This is a genomic window from Fulvimonas yonginensis (genome assembly GCF_037137055.1).
Lineage (GTDB): Bacteria > Pseudomonadota > Gammaproteobacteria > Xanthomonadales > Rhodanobacteraceae > Frateuria_A > Frateuria_A yonginensis.
In genome coordinates this window covers 329,201-350,581 of sequence record NZ_JBBBNY010000001.1, presented here as the reverse complement: position 1 = coordinate 350,581, position 21,381 = coordinate 329,201, and the positions used below count along the sequence as shown (strand labels likewise).

The window sequence follows — 21,381 nt, the reverse complement described above, 5'->3', positions numbered from 1 at the left end:
TTCCTACAGCGGCGGGCGTTCGGCTATTTGCCGCCCGCCATGCATTGCCGCACCCACTTGCGCGCGGTCGCCACCCCCTCGGTGTCGCCCAGGTGGGTACGTACGCTGGCGATGGTCTGCCAGTTGCGCGCGCACAGTTCGCCGTGCTGCGGCCCGGCGCGCCAGGACTCCAGCGCCAGCCGCTGCGCGGCGACGTAGTCGGTCTGCCGGAGCGCGTCTTCCGCCTGCAGTTGCAGCTGCTCGGGCGAGGACGGCGGCGTGGGCAGCGGCACGTCGGCGGGCGAGGTGGCCGGCGGCGGCTCCTTCGCGCGCTCGGCGCGCAGCGGCGCCAGCGATTCGAACTTGGACTGGTACTCGTCGGTGATGCGCTTGGCGTCGTCGCTGGAGCTGATCACGCGCGGGGTGATCAGCACGATCAGCTCGGAGCGGTTGCGATGGCGGTCCGTAGAGCCGAACAGCCGGCCGACCAGCGGGATGCGGTTGAGCCCGGGGACGCCGGTGTCGGTGTTGCCCTCGTCCTGGCGGATCAGGCCGCCGAGTAGCACGGTCTGACCGCTCTGCACGCCGACCTGGGTAGCGATCTCGCGCTGCTGGATGCGGTAGTTGCCGTTCGCGTCCTTTTCGCCTGGCACGCTCACCTGCTGCTTGATATTGAGGTAGACAAGGCCACCCGGATTGATCCGCGGCTGCACGTCCAGGATCACGCCGGTATTGATGTACTGCACTTGGCCGATAGTGGTCGGGTTGCCCGAGCTGTCGACCGTGCCCAAGCCGGTAGTGAAGAAGGTCTGGTTGACCGGGATCTGATCACCGGCCTGGATGTGCGCCACCTGGTTGTTCATCACCACCAGCGACGGCGCCGAGAGCGTCTTGATGTTGCCGTTGGTTTCCTGTGCGTGCAGCGCGACCTGCAGGTTGTTGTTGAGAAACGAATAGAAGAACGAGTCGCCGGTCGGGTTGTAGGTCATGCCGCCCTTGCCCAGCGCCCACTGCTGCTGGTTGCCGGGCTGCCCCGGCGTGATCCCGCCGCTGCTGTTGGGCGCGCCGCCGACCAGCCCTTCGAGGTACCACTGCACGCCGAACTGGAAGGCGCCGGTGAGCTGCACTTCGAGGATGCGCGTCTCGATCTGCACCTGCAGCGGCACCGCGTCCAGGCGCTTGATCGCCGCTTCGATTTCCGACCACTGCGACGGCCGCGCGCGCACCAGCAGCTGGTTGTTGGCGTCGACCGAACCGATCCGGATCGAGCCGTCGGGGGAGGTGTACTGCTGGTCGTTGGCCGCGCTGGTGGCGTTGGCCAGGCCGCCGTTGTTGCCGAAGCCGCCGCCGGCCCCGCCCAGCCCACCGGCGCCGCCATTACCGTAACCGTTGCCGGTCAGGCCGCCCAGTCCACCGGTGCTGCCGGTATCGCCGGCGCCCTTGAGGCCGGTGCCCTGGTCCATGCCTCCGCTGTTGCCGAAGCTGCCCGTGGTGCTGCCCATGCCGGTACCGTTGGTGTTGTCGGCGTTGCCCAGCGTGCCGGAACTCAAGCCCGGGCCGACCTGGCCGCCGCCGGTGCCGCCTGCCGGTGCATTGGCGTAGATCTGCGCCAGATAGCGCGCCAGGTCCGAGGCCTTGATGTTGCGCACGTCGTAGACGTACAGCTGCGGCTCGTTGCCGCCGCCGCGATCGATGCGCGCGATCCAGTCGCCGACCTCGTCGAGGTAATCGGGTTGCGTGCTGATCACCACCAGCGCGTTGGTGCGTTCGATCGGGATGAAGCGAAGCATGCCGGCCAGCGGCGTGTCGCCGTTCTTGCCGAACATGGCGTCGAGCTTGGGCATCAGATCGCCGACGTTGGCCCGCTGCAGGCTAAACACGCCCACCGACATGCCCTTGAGCCAGTCCACGTCGAAGGTGCGCACGGTGCGCGCGTAGTTGTCCAGCTCCTGCGGCGTGCCGGAGAGCACCAGCAGGTTGCGGGTGGGGTCGACCAGCAGGATCGAGTCCGGCCGCGCGAACGGCTTGATCAGCTTCTGCATCTGCGCGGCAGAGATGTAGTGCAGCGGGAACAGCCGCGCCTGCATGCCGCCCTGCGGCGCCACCGCGCCCAGGCTGGGCACCAGGCTGCCGCCGACCGCCTGCTTGGCCGGCAGCACCACGTAGCTGTCGCCCTGGCGCACCAGCGCGTTGCCGGTCCAGGACAGTAGCGTCTCCAGCACCGGCAGCGCCTGGCTGGCGTCGATCGGCTCGGAGGTGGAGAAGGAGATGTTGCCCTGCACGCCGGGCACGATGGTGTAGTTCTTCTTGAGGAAATCGCCCAGGATCGCCTTGACCACCGCCTGCACCGGCTGGTTCTCGAAGTTGAAGGTCACCGCGTTCTCGCCGTGCGCCGGCGGGCGCGGCCGGGCCAGCGGCTGCGGATGGATGAACTGGCCGCTGCCGCTGCTGATCTGCGGCTGCGGGCTGGTCTGCTCGCCGGCGGCCACGTTGCTGTTGAGCGGCAGCGGCGCCGGCGCCGGCTTCTCGGTACCGGCCACGGCCTCGCGCTGCAGCGTGTAGTCGTCGCGCGGCGGCGTGCTGGAGCAGCCGGCCAGCCATACCGCCAGCGCGACGGCGCCGACCCGGATCAGGCGGTGCAGGGTATGGGGGTGCATGTCAGCGGTCTCCTTCGGATGCCTTCGCTGCGGCCTGTTCGGCCCGGCGCTTCTCGATCGCGGCCTTGAGCTGCCGCAGGCGTTCGGCCTGGCGCTCCTGGTTGCTCATGTCCATGCGCATGGGGCGCCCGCGCAACGCCTGGATCGCGGCGCCGCCGGACGACGCGCCGCCATCGTCGCCGCTGCTCTGCGTCCCGCCCGGGGCCGGCTGCTCCGGACTGTTGCCCTCGTCCTGGTCGCCCGACTCCGGCGGCGGCTGCAGCCGGTGACCGGTGTTGTCCGCCGGGAGCTGGTTGGGTATCGAGGACGGCTCGGCAGGGCCGGCGCCCTCCGCTCCCCCGCGCGGCTGGTCGATCGGGACGCCGGCCGGCAGCTTGAGCTCGACCCGGCCGCTGGAGGAGTCGAACACCGCCGAGCGCGGCCGTACCTCGACCAGGCTCCAGCTGCCGTCGGGCAGCGACTCGCCTTGGCGCACGCGCAGCTCCTGGCCGTTCTGCCCGTCCCGCTTGTTGCGCAACAAGGCCATGCGCAGGGTGGGGGTGAGGATGATCCCGGTCAGCTCCATGTCGCCGAGCTGGCCGCCGCCGGAGGCGGCATGCGCCACCGGCTTGCGGTCCGGGTCGAACAGCGGCTGCTGCCAGACCGCCGCGTAGTGCTCCAGCGGCACCGGCGGAGGCAGCGTGGCGGCATGCTGGGCCGGCAGCGGTGCCGGCTTGCGCGGCGGCGCCCAGTGCACGCCGCGGCCGACCCCGGCCAGCAGGACCAGGAACAGCACGCCGAAGACCAGCACGGCGGCGGCCAGCGGCACGGTCAGGCGACGTTGCGCGGCGGCGTTCATGGCTCCTCCCCGTCGTCGTCGCCGGGGTCGCCCTGGTCGCCGGCCGGCGCCGGTGGGGCCGCGGCCTGGCCATGCCCCGGGCGTACGTAGCCTGACAGCGTGAACTGCACCTCCAGCGCGGGCTGGTTGCCCTGCTGCGCGGCGACCGGGTTGCGGTACACGCTCAGGTCGTCGACGAACAGGTAGGGCGTGCCCTGCTCCAGCGCGTTCAGCACCGCCACCAGCGGCTCCATGTCGCAGCGCAGGCTGATGCTCACGGCCGCCTTGCGGTAGGGGCTGTCGTTGTCGTCGGGCGGGTTGGGCAGCGGCATCTTCTGGGTCACCGCGCAGCCGCCGCCGGCGGTGTGTGCGGCGACCGCATCGACCACGCGCTGCATCAGCCCGGCCGAGGCGGCGCTGGGGTCGGTCTCGGGCAGGAACGCGGCGCTGGCCGCCTGGCCGGCGCCCAGCTCGGCGATGCGCCGCTGCAGCGCGGGCTTTTCCGCGATCGCCGCGGCGTAGCGGCTTTCGGTGTCGCGCAAGGCATCCATCTGCGCATCGATCGCGCGCAGCGGGGCGACGAACCACCAGTGCAAAAGCAGGAAATAGCCGAGCACCAGCGCCAGCAGGAGCAACAGCAGGGCGGCGATACGGCTGTCGCGGGGCTTGAGTTCGAGCCGCTTCATGGCGGCGTCCCCGTCGCGCTGGAACTTGCCGGCGGCGCCTGCGCAGGGCCGGCCTGGCGCAGCTGGGCGACCATGTAGAAGCGCTCCTTGCCGGTCTGCGGGTCGGGCTGGATGCTGCCCTGGAAGTTCGGGTCGCGCACGACCTTGGAGTCCTTCAGCGCGTCGATCAGCGCGGCGGCCTGCGGCGCCTGCCCCTGGAAGCCGACCTGCCCGCCCGGGTCCACGCTCAGGCGTTCCAGCCAGGCGTTCTGCGGCAGCCGGCGGGTGAGGTCGAGCAGCAGGTCGAGCATGGTGACCCGGTTCTGCTTGCGCCGGACCAGGAAGCCCGCGGCGCCGGCGTTGTCCTGCAGTTCCTGACGCAGCGCGGCGACCTGCTGCGCCTCCGCCTGCATGCCGTCGACCTGCGCCTGCATCGTCGACAGCGCCACGCTGCGGTTGTGCAGCCACTGCATCAGCGCCAGCACCAGCAGCAGCACGGCGGCCGCGGCCAGCGCCAGGTTCAGCCGCTGCCGCGGGTTGGTGCGGCGAGGCACGCGGGCCGGCGGCAGCAGGTTCACGCCGCGCCGGCCGGCCCCCTCGGCCACGTCGACCGCGTCGACGCGGATGTCGGCCGCTTCCAGCTCGGCCAGCAGCGGGTCGAGCGTGTCGCGCGGCACCGCCACCAGCTCGGCGTGGAAGCGGCCCGGCGGTGCGGGGGCGTCCAGTTCGATCGCGGCGTAGTACACCTGCTCGACGCGGAACGGCGTCTGCCGGTCCATCTCGAACGCGGCTACCTGCTGCAGGTTGTCCGCCGCCGCGCGCGGCAGCAGCAGGCGCCGGCGCAGCGCCGCGGCGGCCGGCAGCAGCAGGGCCAGGCGCAGGTCCTCGCGGTCGACCTCGCGTACCGCCGCGGCGAGCGCGGCCTGCTCGATCGCCACCTCGGTGCCGCGCTGCCATTGCGCGCGGGGCTCCAGTTCGCCCGCACGGCGCAGCTCCCAGCGCGCGTCGACCCGTTGCAGCAGGTACCACTGCGCGCCGCCGCCGAACAGCCGGCGCCAGGAGGCCGGCAGCATCGCGGCCAGCTCGCCACCCCACCAGGCGAAGAAACGCGGCAGCGGCGAAGCGCGCCAGGCCCGGCGCGCGCGATCCAGCTGCGGCCGCAGCGATTGCGTTGCGGTACTCATTCGCGGTCACCCTCCCGCCAGTGCAGCACCGCGTACGGCTGCCCACCAGGCCGAACGCCCTGCAGGCGCACCGTGGCAAGCAGCACGGCGCGCGTGCCATCGGCCGTCGTGGCCTCCGAGCGGATACTATGCGTCACTCCGTTGCCGGCGAACAGGCCCGCCACGCCGGGCCGCACGTTCCGCCGCGCCGCCAGCACCTGTGCCACGCGCTCCGGGGTCATGCCCGGAATCGCGGCCAGCGCCAGCGGCGGCGCGGTATTCGGGTCGGGGCTTTCGCGCCCCGACCAGATGGTGATCGCGCCGGCGACCGCGCGGTACAGCGCCGGCGTCATGCCGGCGACCTGCTGCAGCTCCTCCAGGCTCAGGAACGGCGCATGGCGCGGCTTGTAGCCGTTGGCCGCGTAGGTTTCCAGGCCGACCTTGCGGCCGACGTCGAACTCGCGCCAGTCGACCACCGCCGCGGCCAGCCGCCGGGCTGCGTCGGGGCGCTGCCCGGCGGCGCGGAACAGACCCTCCAGCACCACCGGCGAGGCCGCGTTGAGGTCGACCTTGCCGCCCTCGTCGGTGGCGCTGACGCGCACGCGGGCGCCGCCGAACTCGAACGTGTAGGGCCGCCCGTCCGCCAGCCAGCGCTGCGGCAGCTGCGGATCCTGCAGACCGTAGATTGCACGCGCCAGGCCCGCCTCGGCGGCGTAGTGCGCCTGGGTCTGGGCGAACTGGAACCGCGCCTGCAGCCCCTCGGTGCGGGCCAGCATGGCGTAGCCGCCGAGCATGATCGCCAGCAGCGTGCAGGCCCACAGCACCACCAGCAGTGCCACGCCGCGCTGATTCCGTGGCGTCGACCGCCGCATCATGGCTGCCCCCAGGCGCCGGCCGGGCCAGGGCCGCCGAGCATGGTGAACTGGCGCTGGTTGGCCGAGGCATCCACCCGCAGCGGCACGGTCAGCTGCGGCCAGTTGGCAGGCGCCGCCAGGCGCAGGTCGATGCGCACCAGCTTCGGCAGGTGGTCGCCCGTCGGCCAGTCGCCACGCCACTCGCCGACCCGCCCGCGCGCGTCCCGGCCGCGGTACCGGAAGCTGCCCTCGCGCACGTCGTCCAGCAGCACCTGCGGCGGCCCGGCCGCCAGCGGCTGCCCGTCCGGGGCCAGCAAGGCGAAGCTGATCTCCAGCCGCTGCCCGCCCCTGCCGTTGTCGACCAGCCGCAGCGTCTGCGCCTGCGGCCCGAGCTTGCCCAGGTAGCCCGGCAGCGGCGCCACGAAGCTCATCGAGCGCGGCTCGCCCTTGAAGAAGATCGGCTCGTCGACGTCGTTCTTCGCCAGTTGCTGGGTCATCGCCTGCTCCAGTTCGCGGCGCAGGAACTGCTGCGCGGAGCGCACCTGGTCCAGCCGCTCCACCGCCGCGCTGCCCGCGCGCACGCTGTGCGAGGCGGTGCGGATGCCCGAATAGACGCCCAGCAGCAGCAACGCCAGCAGGGCCAGCGCCGCGAGTACCTCCAGCAGGCTGAAGCCGCGGACGCGCGGGGCGGGCCGGCGACGGGCGACGGGGAAGGGAAGACCCCCGGCCCGCGAAGGCGCGTCGGTTCGCGCCTGCCCGGAGCACACGGCCGGATGCGTGCGGCAGGCGCGCACCTTCCCCGCTCCCCATTCCCGAGGGCTCCCGGTCACGAGCCGATCCCCGCGTTCACCGGCGGCACCGCCAGCCGCAGGGTGCTGAACCGCGCGCTGTAGTCGTGGCCGGCGCTGCGCCACAGCACGGTGAGGTCGAGACGGTACAGCTTCAGCGGCGAGGCCGGTGCCTGCGGCTGCGGACCGGGGGCAGGCGCCACCAAGGGCGGCTGCCAGGACTGCACGTCCAGCTGCCAACGATAGCGGTCATCGAAGCGCCCGCTGCTGCGGCCGGGACGGATGGGCTCGAGCACGAAGGCGCTGTCGAGCAGGCTGCGCGCCCACATCGCCGCCTCGCTGCGCTCGGCCGAGCGCGCGGTAAGGTTTAGCGAACTGCCCGCCACGCGCATCAGCGAGGCAAAGGTGACCGCCAGCAGCAGCACGGCGGCGACCACCTCGAGCAGGCTGAATCCCTGTGCGCGCGATGCGCGCGGGGCATGGGGCACGGGGCGTGGGGAATGCGCATGCCGGCCGCGCGAACCCGGCCCTGTGCTCGGGGCAGACGGCCACCCGTGGGCCTTCGCGGCCCACACGCTCCCCGTGCCCCGTGCCCCGTGCCCCATCCTCACGACGTCACCACGCTGACCGCGCCCGTGAGCCACGCCACGTTGACCTGCCAGCGGCGTCCGCCGCGCTGCAGGACGATGTGACCCCCGGTGGAGCTCCCGTCGGGAAAGAAGCGGATACGGCCGGTGTGGTCGTCCGGCTGGTCCTCGCGCGCGCTGGTGATGGACAGGCGCATGCCCTTCGGCAATCGCACTTCGTGCCCACCGGCGGCGGTGTAGCTGGCGTCGCGGATGTCCAGGTCGAAGGTCTGGTCCTTGCCCTTCACGATCGCCTGCGCCCGGGTGGCGCGCAGCGCTGCGGCCAGCTCCACGCTGGCCGCGCGCACCCGCGCGCTGGCCAGGCCCTGGCTGACCGAGACCGACACGGCCGCAGCGGCGATGCCGATCAGCAGGATCACCGCGAGCATCTCCAGCAGGGTGAAGCCGTGGGCGCGCGACGCGCGCCGGGAACGGTGGACGGGGGCCAGGGAACGCGCGCGCTTGCCGCGCGAGCCGGGCCTTCGGCTCCGGGCAGGCGCGGATCCGTGGGCCGCCACGGCCCACCGGCTCCCCTTTCCCCGCACTCCGTTCCCGGCGCTCATTGCCAGTTCCCGACGTCCTTGCTGTAGCCGTCGCCGCCGGGCTGGCCGTCCTGGCCGTAGAAGATCAGGTCGAAGCTGCCGTGCTCGCCCGGGTACTTGTAGCCGAAGGCGTGGCCCCAGGGATCGACCAGGTCCGAGGCCTTCGCATAGGGACCCTGCCAGTTCGGCGCGTTGGCCGGCCTGGTGGCGAGGTCCTTGAGCTGCTGCGGCGGCGAGCCGTTGTCCAGCGCGTAGTTCTCGATCTTCTGGCTGAGCGTGGTCAGCTGCGCCTTGCCGGCGCCGTACTTGCCCTTGTCCACGTTCTTGCCGACCTGGGTCACCACCACCGCGCCGATGATGCCGATCAGTACGATCACGGCGAGCATCTCGAGCAGGGTGAAGCCTCGCGCGTGCTTCGCACGCGGGGAACGGGGAACGGGAGCTGGGGAACGCGCGGCCTTGCCGCAAGCCGGACGTGCCCCGTTCCCTGTGCCCCGTTCCCTAGTCTGGTAAGCCATACGTCTCTCCGTCTCACTGAATGTTCGAAGTCAGGCTGAGCAGCGGCAGCAGGATCGCCGCCATGATGATCGCCACCAGCACCGTCATCACGATGGTCAGCGCCGGCACCAGCGCCGCGAGCAGGCGGTCGATCGCGCGCCTGGACTCCAGGTCGAAGGTGTCGGCGACCTTCAGCAGCATGGTGTCCAGCTGGCCCGCCTCCTCGCCCACCTGCACCATCTGCAGGGCCAGCCGCGGGAAGCGCTGCGAGCGCGCCAGCGCGGCGCTCAGGCCCCCGCCACCCTTGACCTGCTCGGCGGCCTGCGCCAGCGCCTCGTCCAGCGCGGTGTTGCCGGTGACCTGGCGGGCGATGCCGAGGGCGGCGAGCAGCGGCACGCCGTTCTTGAGCAGGGTGCCGAGCGTGCGCGCGATGCGCGCGGTCTCGATCTTCAGCAGCAGCGGACCGAGCACGCGCAGGGTCAGCAGCCGGGCATGCCAGGCCAGGCGCAGGGCCGGGTCGCGCAGGCGCGCGCGCCATACCAGCACACCGCCGATCAGCAGCAGCAGGAGCAGCCACCACCACGATTGCAGCACGCTGCCGATGAACAGCACCGCCTGCGTGATCCAGGGGATCGGCACCTGCATGTCCTCGAAGATCGGCACGAACTGCGGCACCACGTAGGCCAGCAGCAGCACCAGCGAGCCCAGCACGCCCACCAGCAGGAAGGCCGGGTAGATCAGCGCGTTGATGATGCTGCCGCGCAGCTGCTGCGCACGCTCGAGGTAGTCGGCCAGGCGCCGCAGCGTGTCTTCCAGCGAGCCACCCGCCTCGCCGGCGCGCACCAGCGAGACGTACAGCTTGGGGAACACGCCGTGTTCCTCGTCCAGCGCCTGCGACAGCGTGGTGCCGCCGCGCACGCGGTCGCGCACGCGCTCGACCAGCCGCCTGGCGCGCTCGCCCTCGGGCAGCTCCATGAGAATGCCGAGCGCGCGGTCCAGCGGCTGGCCGGCACCGAGCAGGGTCGCCAGCTGGTGGGTGAACTGCGCCAGCTGGTCGCCGGTGAAGGGACCGCGCTTGAGCAGTGCGGCGAACGCCGAGGCTTCGCCCGCAGCGTCGGCCGGCTTGGCCTCCAGCGGCGTGTGGCCCTGGTCCTGCAGGCGCCCGATCGCCTCCTCCAGGCTGGGGGCTTCGATCTGGCCCTGCAACACCTCGCCGGCGGCGCTGATGGCGCGGTAGCGGAACTGCGCCATGTCAAACGCTCCGCGCGCGCGGCTCGCTCTCCCCGACGGGGAGAGGGCCGGGGTGAGGGGGCAAGGCTTGCGGGGAAGGAGGGACAAAGCCCGAGATGCTCGTGCTCTCCAGAGCAGAGGCTGCAGTCGTCCTGATGAAGCCTCGGGCGAACCCAGGTCCCTCACCCCCTGCATCGATCAAAGAGGGGGGAGCGGGCGCAAAGGCCACGCCGGGCCGCGGCGCATCAGCCCTCCTGCGTGACACGCAGCACCTCCTCGAGGGTGGTGACGCCGGCGACCGCCTTGGCGATGCCGTCCTCGTACATCGTGCGCATGCCCTCGGCGCGCGCGGCCCGTTCGATCTCGCTGGCGTCGGCGTGCTGCATCACCAGGCGGCGCAACGCCTCGCTCATCACCAGGAACTCGACGATCGCGCGACGGCCGCGGTAGCCGGTGGGATTGGCGGCGCTGCTGCCGGGCTTCCACAGGCGGATCGGGCGCTCGTCGGTGTACTTATCCAGCTCGAACTCGGCGATCACCTCGGGCGCGGGCTCGTAGGGGATCGCGGTTTCCGGGTCCAGCCGGCGCACCAGGCGCTGAGCCAGGATCGCGTTGACGGTGGAGCCGAGCAGGTAATCCTCCACGCCCATGTCGAGCAGGCGGGTGACGCCGCCGGCGGCCGAGTTGGTGTGCAGGGTGGAGAGCACCAGGTGGCCGGTCAGCGCCGACTGGATCGCGATGCGGCAGGTCTCCAGGTCGCGCATCTCGCCGATCATGATCACGTCCGGGTCCTGGCGCATGATCGATCGCAGCGCGTTGGCGAAGTCCAGCCCGATCTGCGGCTTGACCTGGATCTGGTTGATGCCCTCGAGCTGGTACTCGACCGGGTCCTCGACGGTGATGATCTTCACGTCCGGCGTGTTGATGCGCGACAGCGCCGTGTACAGCGTGGTGGTCTTGCCCGAACCGGTCGGGCCGGTCACCAGCAGGATCCCGTTGGGCCGCTCCAGCACCTCGACGAAGCGCGCCTCGAACTGCGGCGTGAAGCCGAGCGAGGCGAAGTCGAACACCACCGACTCGCGGTCGAGGATGCGCATCACCACCGACTCGCCGTAGGCGGTCGGCACGGTCGATACGCGCAGGTCCAGCTCCTTGCCCTGCACGCGCAACTGGATGCGCCCGTCCTGCGGCAGCCGGCGCTCGGCGATGTTGAGCTTGGCCATGATCTTGACGCGGCTGATCACCGCCGCGGTGGACGAGGACGGCGGCGCTTCCACCTCGTGCAGCACGCCGTCGATGCGGTAGCGCACCTTCAGGCGGTTCTCGAACGGCTCGATGTGCACGTCGGAGGCACGCTGCTCGACCGCGCGCTGCAGGATCAGGTTGACCAGGCGGATCACCGGCGCCTCGGAGGCCAGGTCGCGCAGGTGCTCGACATCGTCCTCCTCGCTGGCCTCGCCGCCGAGGTTCTCCACGATCGTTCCCATCGCGGAGCGGCCGGTGCCGTAGTAGCGCTCGATCAGGTCGTCGATTTCCGAGCGCAGGCCGATGCGTAGCGCCACTGGCCGGCCGGCGGCCAGCTCGACCGCCTGCAACGGGTACGGATCGGCCGGATCGGCCACCACCAGCGCCAGGTCGTCCTCGCCCTCGCGCACCGGCACCACGTGCTGCTGCTTGAGGAAGCGCAGCGAGAGTTCGGGTTCGGCCGGCGGCATTTCCGGCGCGTCGCGCGCGGCCAGCAACGGCACGCCGAGCAGCTCGGACCATGCCTCGGCCAGGTCGCGCTCGGACACCAGCCCGAGCCGCGCCAGCAACGCGGTCAGGGTGCCCTCCGGCGCCTCCTCGTGCAGGCGGCGCGCGCGGTTGAGGTCGCTGTCCTTGAGCTGGCCGCGCGACACCAGCAGCGCGCAGACAGCCGCTTCGCGGTCGTCCACGGTGAGCGCCCCGGTGGCCGCCGGCGTTACGACTGCCGTCATGCAGTTCTCCCGCCAGTACGTCTATCCCGCCGGCACCCCCTGCGTCGACGGGAAACCCCATTGGTAGCACATCCGCCGGTCCGGACGCGAGCCGACAGCCGGCGGATACCGTGGATGTTCAGACTACGATCACGCCGGGGAGTTCAGCGAAACGTGAAGGCGCCGCCAACGCGCAAGGCCGGGCCGGCGCTGGCCGGCCCGGCGCCCGGGGACCGGCTAGCGCGAGCCGTCGATGACCTTCTGCACCGCGGCGGCGGCGTTCACGATGCCGGCGCCGATCCGGTGATCGGGCGTGCGCTCGGGGATGGTGGCGGTCTGCTGCAGGATGGCCAGCACCTGCGTCGGCGACAGCAGCGGCAGCCCGCGCGCCTTGCGTACGCTCTGCATCATGGCTACCACGCCACTGACGTGCGGCGTGGCCTGCGAGGTGCCGGCGTAGCCCGCGTAGTGGTCGTCGTTCGGGACCGGGGTGGTCTTGCCGCTGTTGATCGCCTGCCAGACGAAGCCGTCGGCCACTTCGTCACCACTGCTGCCATCGTGCGCGTAGATGCCGCCACCGGGTGCGGCCAGGTCCACCGTGCGGCCGTAGTTGGAGTAGTAGGCGCGACGGCTGGTGACACCGACCGCGGCTACCGTGATTGCACCGGGGCAGCTGGCGGGCGTGAATTGCGACGCGTTGTCATTGTCGTTGCCGGCGGCGACCACCACCACGGCACCGTGCCGGTTGGCGCGGGCGATTGCCACCCCCATCGGGTCCTGGCTGTCGCACTGCCCGTAACCGCGCATGCTGAGGTTGATGACCTGCGCGGGATGGGTATTGTCCGGCACGCCGTCCACGTGGCCGCCGGCAGCCCAGACGATCGCGTCGGCGATGTCACTGTCGTAGCCGCCGCAATGACCGAGTACGCGCACCGGCAGGATCTGTGCATGGAAGGCGACCCCCGCCAGGCCGATGCCGTTGCCGTTGCGTTCGGCGCCGGCCGTGCTGGCCACGTGCGTGCCGTGCCAGGAACTCGGCGCGGGCGGATTGTCGATGCCAGTGCAATCGGTGAGCCAGGGCTCGCTGGTAGTCCAGTCGCCACGGTCCCAGCCGCCCGGCACGCGGCCGTCCTGCTTGCGACCCGAGAGCAGGGCATCGGTGATGAAGTCGTAGCCCGCGCTGGCTAGTCCCGTCCGCACGTCGACATGGGTAGTGATCCCGGTGTCGAGCACGGCGATCACGATGCCCCTGCCGTCGGCCAGCGACCAGGCGTGGTTCGCGTTGGAACCGCCGAAGTCACGCACCCCGGCGGCGGTGCGACGGCCGCTGGGCGCCTTGAGGTTCCATTGGTACTGGCTGTAGTCCGGGTCGCCAGGGTCGAGCGAGGCGGGTGACAACGAAGCGGGGGCAGCCATGTCGCGCACCGGCTGGAGCAAGACGTCCGGCGCCACGTGTTCGACCGCGGGATTGCTGGCGATCTGCTGCATGAATGCGGCGGCCTCGTTGCGGTCGAGCTTGCGCGTAGTGCGCAGCAGGTCGGCCCCGATCGCCAGGCGCCGGCCGTAGGCCGCCTGCACGGGCGCCAGGCGCATGCCCTGGGGGCCAAGGGTGGCGCGCGCGAGGCCGGCGCGGTCGAGCGCCACGCCGATGCTCTGCAGCATCAACGAGGGGTTGGCCCGCTCGGCGCTGCCCTCGCGCCAGGTGACGATGAAGCGGTCGTAGTGGCCGGCGTCCCTCAGCGCACTGAGGTTGTAACGGGTGCCGGTGGTGCCGCCGGCAGGCCCGGAGGCGTGCGCGGCGAAGGAGAAGGCGACGGCCAAGCAGGCGCCGAACAGCGCCCCGATCCGCAAACGATGTGCCATGTTGGTGATTCCCCGTTGAGCTTGGATGCCTGCCGCCTTGCACGGCAGGCTGCACTGCACGGAGCCTCGCGACTCCGCAATCGTTCGACGGGATCGCAGAGCTGCCGCCGGCTGCCGCATGGCTGGACCAAAAGCATTCGCTGGTTCCCCCGTCGGGACCGAACTTAGGCAGCGCTCCGTCACGCTCGCGTGACAGCGGGCTCGGCCGCCAGCCTTGCCATCGCGCCGCGCTCTGCAACAATGCCGCCTTTTGCGGGCAAGCCATGCAGCTGATCGACATCGGCGCCAACCTCACCCACGAATCCTTCCGCCACGACTTCGACGAGGTGCTCGCGCGCGCCGCCGCCGCGGGCGTCACCCGCATGGTGGTCACCGGCGCCTCGCGCGAAGGCAGCGAGCAGGCACTCGAGCTGGCATGCGCCCACCCGGGCGTGCTGTGGGCCACGGCCGGCGTGCATCCGCATCACGCGGTCGATTACGACGACGACGCCGACGCGCGCCTGCGCGAGCTCGCTCGGCTGCCGCAGGTACGCGCGGTCGGCGAGACGGGGCTGGACTACCACCGCAATTATTCGCCGCGCGAGGTGCAGCTCGAGGTCTTCGAACGGCAGCTTGCCATCGCCGCCGACCTGAGCATGCCGCTGTTCCTGCACCAGCGCGACGCGCACGCGGATTTCCTGCCGCTGCTCAAGCGCTACCGCGACCGCGTGCCGGCAGCGGTGGTGCACTGCTTCACCGACACCCGCGAGGCGCTGCACGACTACCTCGACCTCGGCTGCCACATCGGCATCACCGGCTGGATCTGCGACGAGCGGCGCGGCACCCACTTGCGCGAGTTCGTGCGCGAGATTCCCGCCGGGCGCCTGCTGCTGGAGACCGACGCACCCTACCTGCTGCCGCGCACGGTGCGCCCGGCGCCCAGCCACCGGCGCAACGAGCCGATGTACCTGAAGCACCTCTGCGAGGAAGTGGCGCGCGACCGCGGCGAGCCCGCGGAGGTCACGGCGGCCGACAGCACCGCTGCCGCCGCGGCGTTGTTCGGCCTCTGACCCGCTCCGCGCTGCGCCCGGTCACGCAAACCGCTTGCGCTCCGCCACTGCGGCGAGGCGCGGCTGTCTCCCGCGAACAAACGGAGCGGGATCGGCTAGGCGAGGCGGCCCACGCGGGTGAAGAACGACCAGCGCACGGCACGCACCGTGGCCGGATCGCCCCAGGCCTGTGCCAGCGCGGGTTCCGCCGCGGCGACCGCATCGACGCCGGTGCGCCTGAAGTGCCGCTGTGCGGCGGACCACGAGCGCAGGTAGGCCAGGAACTGCGCCAGATTCCAGTCGGCGCGCATCAGGAAGCTCGGCGTGGCCACCGCGGCGAACGGGAACGGCAGCTCACGGTAGCCGCTGTCGACCAGGGCGCGCTCGGGCGGCCAGTCGTCGCCCAGCGTGTCGGCGTAGAGCCGCTGCTCCACGGCGTCGACCGCGCGGTCCACGCTGCAGTTGCCGTAGGCCGACACCGCCAGCAGGGCGCCCGGCCGCGCCACGCGGCGCACTTCGGCGTGGAACGCGCCCAGGTCGAACCAGTGCAGCGCCTGCGATACGCAGACCAGGCTCACGCTGGCGTCGGGCAGGCTGCTGTGTTCGGCCGGCTCCACGCGGTAGTCGATCGACGTGTGCGGCGCGGCCTGGTCGATCTGCGTGGCGCTGGGGTCGGTGGCGACCACCCGCTCGAAATGCGCGGCCAGGCCCAGGCTGGCCTGCCCGTTGCCGCAGCCGGCGTCCCAGGCCAGCGCGCGATCCGGCGCCTGGCCCGCGAGCCACGCGAACCAGTCGGCCGGTGGCAGCGGGCGCGCATCGCGGTACAGCGCGGCGTGGCCGGAGAAATGGTCCTTGAAGGTGGTCATGACGGGGCCCGCGGCGAGGATCCCGACCATTGTAGGAGCGAGCTCGCTCGCGATGCTTGTTCCGCCGTGGCCGCCGGTCGAACCCAGGCGCCTCGCGAGCCCGCCTGCCGCTACGCCAGGCGGCGGACGTGGCCGGGGGGGAGGCCGTCCAGCGTGTAGTCGCCGATGCGCACGCGGATCAGCCGCAGCGTGGGAAAACCGACCGCAGCCGTCATGCGGCGCACCTGCCGGTTGCGCCCCTCGCGCAGCGTCACGCTCAGCCAGCTGGTGGGGATCGCCTTGCGGAAGCGCACGGGCGGGTCGCGCGGCCACAGCCAGTCCGGCTCGACCGCAGGCTCGGCGCCGGCCGGCCGGGTGAGGCCATCGTTGAGGATGACGCCGCGGCGCAGCGCGCCCAGCGCGGCATCGGTGATCGCGCCGTCGACCTGCACCAGGTAGGTCTTGGGCTGCTTGTGCTTCGGATCGGTCAGGCGATGCGCCAGCGCACCGTCGTCGGTGAGCAGCAGCAGCCCCTCGCTGTCCATGTCCAGCCGCCCGGCCGGATAGACGTCCTTCTCGCGGACGTAGTCGGCCAGCGTGGGACGGCTGCCGCCGCCGGAGAACTGGCACAGCACGCCGTACGGCTTGTTGAACGCGAGCAGCACCGCTACGGCGCGCCGCCCGCGTCCGGCTTGACGAAGCGCAGGGTCATGCGGTCGGACTCGCCGATCGCCAGGTATTTGGCGCGGTCCTTGTCGCCCAGCGCCAGCGTCGGCGGCAGCGTCCACACGCCCTTGGGGTGGTCGTGGTCGTCCTTCGGGTTGGCGTTGACCTCGCTGCTGCCATCGAGCACGAAACCGGCGTCGGTGGCGAGCTTGACCACGTAGTCCACCGGCAGGTAGCCGCTGTCCTCCACCTGCTCCAGCACGGCGCCGTCGTCGGCGCGGTGGTCGACCACGCCCAGCACGCCGCCGGGCTTGAGCACCGCGAAGAACGCCTTGAACATCGCCGGCGCGTTGCCGGCGACCGCCCAGTTGTGCACGTTGCGGAAGGTCAGCACGCGGTCGGCCGAACCGGGCGCACCGAACACCGGCGCCTTCGGGTCGAAGGCCACGATCGAGGCGCGGTCGAACTGTGCCGGGTGCGCGGCGAACAGCTTGCGCAGCGCCGTATCGTCCTCACGTGCCTCGCCGCCGGCGGAGGGCTGCTCCTCGGCGGCCACGTAACGGCCGTTGTCGCGCAGCAGCGGTGCCAGGATCTCGGCGTACCAGCCGCCGCCGGGGGTGATCTCGACCACCGTCTGGTCGGGCCGCACCTCGAAGAACTCCAGCGTCGCCTTGGGATGGCGCCACACGTCGCGCGCGCGATGAGCGGGCGAGCGCCAGTCCCCGGCGAGCACCTGGTCCAGCTGCGCGGCGGTGTAGTCGCTGGCGCTGGTCGGCGGCACCAGCGCGTCGGCCGGCTGGTCCTGCGCCGGGGCGGGGGTGGCAAGCAACGCGGCGAAGCACAGCAGGGAGCACAGCAAGGTCTTCATGGCGATCTCCTGGGCCGCGCGGGCGGCGGGGAAGAAATTCAAAAGGGTCGCGGGCACACCGACTGCAGGCCGTCGATGTGCTCGTGCAGGTCCGGGGCGATACCCTGCCACATCGGATCGAGAATGAAATCGATGCCCTCGTAGCGGGCCAGCTTGGCCGCCGGGATGAAGTCGGCGTCACCGGCGACCAGCACGATCTGGTCGACCAGCCTCTTGTAGGTGAGCGCGGCGATGTCGATGCCGATCTTCATGTCCACCTGGGTCTGGCGCATGTCCGGCTCGAAATGCTCATCGCCCAGATCCTCCCACGACAGCGTGCCGTCGCGCAGCTGCTGGTAGGCGGCGAACTTCAGCTTCCACTCGCCGCGGTCGGCCAGCCGGCCCAGCCGCAGCGCGAGCTTGCGCTGTCGACGTAGCTGGTCGTGCAGGTCGCGGCGGAAGGCGGCCGCGCCGGTGCGCGAGAAGTCCACCGCCTCGCCGCTGACCGGGCGCACCAGCACCTTCTCCAGCGGCGGGCAGTCGTAGAAGAAGATGCGGTACAGCGCCTCGCGGGGACGGTCCAGCGCCTTGAGGTGCTCCAGCGCCATGCCGAACAGGGTCTTGGCGACCGTGCGCGCGTCGTTGGCGTCGCGCTCGCCCCAGACCTTGCGGTAGCGGGCAAGGAAGAAGGCGCCGTCGACCAGGATGGCGGTGCGTTGCATGGGGTCCTCGGACAGGGAAGCGGAAAGCGCCCGCGGGCGGCGCGCATTCTAGCCGAGCCGGAGCCCGCGCAGGCGTACGGGACACAGGCAGGAGCGAGCTTGCTCGCGATGTTTTTTGTCCGGCGCCGGCGCAACGGAACATCGCGAGCGAGCTCGCTCCTACGGGGTGGCCGGCTCTTCCTCGCGCAGCCGCGGCATCTGCCGGCAGTAGTCGTCCGCTTCGGCCAGCAGCCATTGGCGGAACACCTGCAACCCCTGGTGCTCCTGCGAGCGCGGCGGATAGACCAGCCAGTACGCCTCGTGCACCGGCAGGTAGCGCTCGCCGAGCACCACCAGGCGGCCGGCGTCGATCAGCGAGCGCGAGGTGACCATGCGGCCCAGCGCCACGCCGAGGCCCTCGAGTGCGGCGTGGCGCAGCGCGTCGGTGCTGTCGAAGTGCGCGACGTAGCGCTTCGGCGGCGTGCCGCCGAAGCGCGCGAACCAGTCCTGCCAGCGGTTGCCCGGATCGCCCAGCAGCGGCCAGGCGGCCAGGTCGTGCGGATCGGTGCCGGCCATCCTTGCGGCCAGCTCCGGCGTCGCCACCGGCGCCAGCCACTCGCCGAACAGCCGCTCGCTGCGCAGGCCCTCCCACTGGCCGCGGCCGTAGCGCAGACCGGCGTCGACCGGCTCGCGCTCGAAGTCCACCAGCGCGGAACTGGTGTGCAGGTTGAACTCCAGTTCCGGGTGGGCGGCGACCAGCCGGGGCAGCCGCGGCATCAGCCAGCTGGACATGATCCCGGAGCTGGCGCTCAGGGTCAGCGAATCGTGCCGCCGCTCGCGGTAGCGCGAGAGCGCGTGCTCGATGCCCTCGAAGTGCCGGCCGACCGCCTCGAACAGGTCGCAGCCCTCGGTGGTCAGTGTGACGCCACGCGGCCCGCGCTCGAACAGGCGCCGGCCCAGGCGATCCTCCAGCTGGCGGATCTGGTGGCTCAGCGCGCTGACCGTGAGGTGCGCCTGCGCCGCCGCCCGCGACAGGTTGCCCACCCGCGCGACGCGGACGAACTGTTGCAGCAGGCCCAGCGGGATCTGGCTCATGGCAGGCTCCGGCTCAGCGTGCGTGCCGGTAGCGACACCGGCACCGGCGCCGACAGCTCGGTGGCCGAGCGGCCGGCGTACAGCGCGTAGCGGCCACCGCGGATCACCCAGCGCCGCGTGGCGGTGTCGAAGTCGGCGAGCAGCCGCGGCTCCAGCGCGACTTCGACCGTGCGTGCCCGCCCCGGCGCCAGCCGCACCTTGCGGAAGCCGGCCAGGCGGCGCACCGGCGAGCCGGGTACCTGCACGTAGGCCTGCACCACCTCGGCGCCAGCGCGCGCGCCGGTGTTGCGCACGGTCACCCGCAACCGCGGCACGCCGTCGTGGAGCACCGCCTCGGGCCGCTCCTGCACGAAGCGGGTGTAGCCCAGGCCGAAGCCGAACGGGAACAGCGGATCGAGCCCCTGGCGCTGGAACCAGCGGTAGCCGACGTCGGCGCCTTCGATGGCGTAGTCGACGCTGACCGGCAGCGGCGTGCCGGGGGCCGCGCCGGCACCCTCCAGGCGCGGGCGCGGCAGTTGCGCCAGCGTGCGCGGCCAGGTGAACGGCAGGCGCCCGGACGGGTCGGCTCGGCCGAACAGCAGGTCGGCGATCGCCTCGCCGCCGGCGCTGCCGGGGTACCAGGCCTCGAGCACGGCGTCGACCCGTTCGAGCCAGGGCATCGCCACCGGGCCGTTGGTCTGCAGCACCACCGCCGTGCGCGGGTTGGCCCGCGCCACCGCCTCGACCAGCGCGTCCTGATCGTCCGGCAGCCGCAGGTCCGGCGCGTCGATCGATTCGGCGGCCCACTGCTGCACGAACACCACCGCCACCTGCGAGCGCGCGGCGAGCGCCGCAGCGGCGGCGAGGTCGTCGCCGGCCGCGTAGGCGACCTGCGCGCGCGGGGCCAGCGCGCGGATCGCCGCCAGCGGCGCGGATGGATCGAACATCACCGGCCCCGGCCAACCGGCCGGGCCGACGCCCGGCACCGCGTTGCCGCCGTACGGCGTCACCGTCGAGGAGCCGCCGCCGGCCATCACGCCCTTGTCGGCGTGGCCGCCGATCACGGCGATCGAGCGCAGGTCCGGCGCCAGCGGCAGCCGGTCGTGCCGGTTGCGCAGCAGCACGGCGCCGGCTTCGGCGGCGCGCCGCGCCACGGCCCGGTGCGCGGCCACGTCGATCGGACCACGCACCGGCGGATGGTCGAACAGGCCGGCGGCGAACATACTGCGCAGGATCCGCCCGGCCATGTCGTCCAGCCGCTCCGGGCTCACCTCGCCGCGCGCGATGGCCTGCTTAAGCGGTGCGCCGAAGTAGATCTCCCTGTCGAACACGTCGGCCGCCGATTCCTGGTCCAGCCCCGCGTTGGCCGCCCTGGCCGCGCTGTGCACGGCGCCCCAGTCCGACATGACGAAGCCCGGGTAGCCCCAGTCCCGCTTGAGCACCTGCCCGAGCAGGAAGGCGTTCTCGCAGGCCCAGTCGCCGTTGACCTTGTTGTACGCGCACATCACCGCGCCCGGCCGGCCGCGCTCGATCGCCAGCTCGAAGGCCAGCAGGTCCGACTCGCGCATGGCGCGCTCGCCGATGCGCACGTCGATCGCGTTGCGCGCGGTTTCCTGGTCGTTGAGCGCGTAGTGCTTGACGGTGGCGAGCACGTGCCGGTCCTGGATGCCGCGCACGGCGGCGCCCACCATGATGCCGGCCAGCAGCGGGTCCTCGCCGGCGTATTCGAAGTTGCGCCCGTTGCGCGGCTCGCGCTGCAGATCCACGCCGCCGGCCAGCAGTACGTTGAAACCCTTGCGCCAGGCCTCCTCGCCGATCATCGCGCCACCGGCATAGGCCACCTGCGGATCCCAGCTGGCTGCGGTGGCGAGCCCCGCCGGCAGCGCGGTGGCACCGTCGCCCGGCCGCACGTTGCCGGAATTGGCCACCCCCAGGCCGGCGTCGCTCTGCTGCTGCGCGGGGATGCCCAGCCGCGGGATGCCCGGCACGTAGCCGGCCGAACCGATCGCGCCGGCCGGCATCGGCCGCCCGTGTGCGGCGTCCGGCTGGGCGAACACGCCGTGGACCAGCTGCAGCTTCTCCGCCTGCGTCATCTGCGCCAGCAGGGCCTGCGCCCGCGCCTCGGGCGACTGCGCCGGACCGGCCGGCCCGGCGGCGGGTGCGGCCAGGGTGCTGCCGGCCGCCGCCAGACCGGCGGCGAGAACGGCGCTGCGCAGCGCCGGTAGGAGACCTTTGCCTTTCATCCGCAACGTCCTTCGGCAGCCAGGCGGTCCGGGACCGCCCGGCTGTCGTGTTGAATTCCAGTCAAGTCTGCCTTGCGAATATATCGCTTTTTGGCGGCCCGGTGCGGGCGTACCTTGAGCACACCCCAAAGCAACAACCCCACCGGAGTTCCCCATGAAACCGCTCTGGAAGCAGTTGCTGTACCTGCACGGCCATGTCCCGCCCGCCGACCTGCGCTGGGGCGAGGACGCTCCACCGTCCCGCGGGCGCCGCACGCCCGCACGCAACGCCAGGCCGATGGCGCCCATGTTGCGCTGGCGTGCGGCGGTTCGCGCCGGGCTGATCATCTAGCCCCGTGCA

19 protein-coding genes and 1 pseudogene are annotated in these 21,381 nt (G+C 72.0%); 2 read left to right on the top strand and 18 right to left on the bottom strand.

What is annotated here, in order from left to right:
• Positions 1-23: 23 nt before the first annotated feature.
• From gspD to WAT24_RS01510, 12 genes and pseudogenes are all read right to left on the bottom strand, one after another.
• Positions 24-2,636 carry a type II secretion system secretin GspD gene (gene gspD, locus WAT24_RS01565; protein WP_336806049.1) on the bottom strand — a complete coding sequence of 871 codons (2,613 nt, stop codon included), beginning with the start codon at positions 2,634-2,636 and terminating at the stop codon, positions 24-26.
• 1 nt (position 2,637) lies between these two features.
• Positions 2,638-3,474 (bottom strand): hypothetical protein, encoded by an 837-nt coding sequence (locus WAT24_RS01560; RefSeq protein ID WP_336806048.1) that lies wholly within the window; start codon positions 3,472-3,474, stop codon positions 2,638-2,640.
• Positions 3,471-4,139: a type II secretion system protein GspM gene (gene gspM, locus WAT24_RS01555; protein WP_336806047.1), complete on the bottom strand. Its 669-nt coding sequence runs from the start codon at positions 4,137-4,139 to the stop codon at positions 3,471-3,473. The genes WAT24_RS01560 and gspM overlap by 4 nt, the downstream gene beginning before the upstream one ends.
• Positions 4,136-5,302: a PilN domain-containing protein gene (locus WAT24_RS01550; RefSeq protein WP_336806046.1), complete on the bottom strand. Its 1,167-nt coding sequence runs from the start codon at positions 5,300-5,302 to the stop codon at positions 4,136-4,138. The genes gspM and WAT24_RS01550 overlap by 4 nt, the downstream gene beginning before the upstream one ends.
• Complete coding sequence (locus WAT24_RS01545) at positions 5,299-6,120, bottom strand: type II secretion system minor pseudopilin (RefSeq protein ID WP_336806045.1); 822 nt, start codon at positions 6,118-6,120, stop codon at positions 5,299-5,301. Before WAT24_RS01545 ends, WAT24_RS01550 begins: the two co-directional genes overlap by 4 nt.
• A gap of 32 nt (positions 6,121-6,152) precedes the next feature.
• Entirely contained in the window at positions 6,153-6,800 is a 648-nt protein-coding gene (locus WAT24_RS01540) for a type II secretion system protein GspJ (RefSeq protein ID WP_425605221.1), read from the bottom strand.
• A 161-nt stretch (positions 6,801-6,961) separates the two neighbouring features.
• The gene (locus WAT24_RS01535; RefSeq protein ID WP_336806043.1) at positions 6,962-7,411 is read right to left on the bottom strand and encodes a prepilin-type cleavage/methylation domain-containing protein; all 450 of its coding nucleotides are present in this window, start codon (positions 7,409-7,411) and stop codon (positions 6,962-6,964) included.
• Positions 7,412-7,530: 119 nt separating this feature from the next.
• Positions 7,531-7,998 (bottom strand): GspH/FimT family pseudopilin, encoded by a 468-nt coding sequence (locus WAT24_RS01530; RefSeq protein WP_336806366.1) that lies wholly within the window; start codon positions 7,996-7,998, stop codon positions 7,531-7,533.
• A gap of 110 nt (positions 7,999-8,108) precedes the next feature.
• Positions 8,109-8,498 (bottom strand): annotated as a pseudogene (gspG, locus tag WAT24_RS01525) (type II secretion system major pseudopilin GspG); the annotation flags it as partial.
• A 124-nt stretch (positions 8,499-8,622) separates the two neighbouring features.
• Entirely contained in the window at positions 8,623-9,840 is a 1,218-nt protein-coding gene (gspF, locus tag WAT24_RS01520) for a type II secretion system inner membrane protein GspF (RefSeq protein WP_336806042.1), read from the bottom strand.
• A gap of 224 nt (positions 9,841-10,064) precedes the next feature.
• Positions 10,065-11,795 carry a type II secretion system ATPase GspE gene (gspE, locus tag WAT24_RS01515; protein ID WP_336806041.1) on the bottom strand — a complete coding sequence of 577 codons (1,731 nt, stop codon included), beginning with the start codon at positions 11,793-11,795 and terminating at the stop codon, positions 10,065-10,067.
• 216 nt (positions 11,796-12,011) lie between these two features.
• Complete coding sequence (locus WAT24_RS01510; protein ID WP_336806040.1) at positions 12,012-13,637, bottom strand: S8 family serine peptidase; 1,626 nt, start codon at positions 13,635-13,637, stop codon at positions 12,012-12,014.
• A gap of 263 nt (positions 13,638-13,900) precedes the next feature.
• Here WAT24_RS01510 and WAT24_RS01505 point away from each other — a divergent pair, with 263 nt between their 5' ends.
• Positions 13,901-14,686, top strand: a complete 786-nt coding sequence (locus tag WAT24_RS01505) for a TatD family hydrolase (RefSeq protein ID WP_336806039.1) — start codon at positions 13,901-13,903, stop codon at positions 14,684-14,686.
• Between the two features lie 95 nt (positions 14,687-14,781).
• Here WAT24_RS01505 and WAT24_RS01500 read toward each other — a convergent pair whose 3' ends face one another.
• The 6 genes from WAT24_RS01500 to WAT24_RS01475 all read right to left on the bottom strand — a co-directional run bounded on the left by WAT24_RS01500 (position 14,782) and on the right by WAT24_RS01475 (position 21,041).
• A complete protein-coding gene (locus WAT24_RS01500; protein WP_336806038.1) occupies positions 14,782-15,531 on the bottom strand; it encodes a class I SAM-dependent methyltransferase in 750 nt (249 codons plus the stop codon).
• Positions 15,532-15,641: 110 nt separating this feature from the next.
• Positions 15,642-16,175 (bottom strand): pseudouridine synthase, encoded by a 534-nt coding sequence (locus WAT24_RS01495; RefSeq protein ID WP_336806037.1) that lies wholly within the window; start codon positions 16,173-16,175, stop codon positions 15,642-15,644.
• A 2-nt stretch (positions 16,176-16,177) separates the two neighbouring features.
• Positions 16,178-17,044, bottom strand: a complete 867-nt coding sequence (locus WAT24_RS01490; protein WP_336806036.1) for a class I SAM-dependent methyltransferase — start codon at positions 17,042-17,044, stop codon at positions 16,178-16,180.
• Positions 17,045-17,082: 38 nt separating this feature from the next.
• Positions 17,083-17,745: an NYN domain-containing protein gene (locus tag WAT24_RS01485; protein ID WP_336806035.1), complete on the bottom strand. Its 663-nt coding sequence runs from the start codon at positions 17,743-17,745 to the stop codon at positions 17,083-17,085.
• A 159-nt stretch (positions 17,746-17,904) separates the two neighbouring features.
• Positions 17,905-18,819, bottom strand: coding sequence for a LysR substrate-binding domain-containing protein (locus WAT24_RS01480; protein ID WP_336806034.1), 915 nt, complete (start codon positions 18,817-18,819; stop codon positions 17,905-17,907).
• On the bottom strand, positions 18,816-21,041 hold the full coding sequence (locus WAT24_RS01475) for a beta-glucosidase family protein (RefSeq protein WP_336806033.1): 2,226 nt from the start codon (positions 21,039-21,041) through the stop codon (positions 18,816-18,818). The genes WAT24_RS01480 and WAT24_RS01475 overlap by 4 nt, the downstream gene beginning before the upstream one ends.
• Before the next feature lie 154 nt (positions 21,042-21,195).
• On the opposite strand from WAT24_RS01475, the gene WAT24_RS01470 reads away from it, so the two are divergent.
• A complete protein-coding gene (locus tag WAT24_RS01470; RefSeq protein ID WP_336806032.1) occupies positions 21,196-21,372 on the top strand; it encodes a hypothetical protein in 177 nt (58 codons plus the stop codon).
• Positions 21,373-21,381 lie beyond the last annotated feature (9 nt).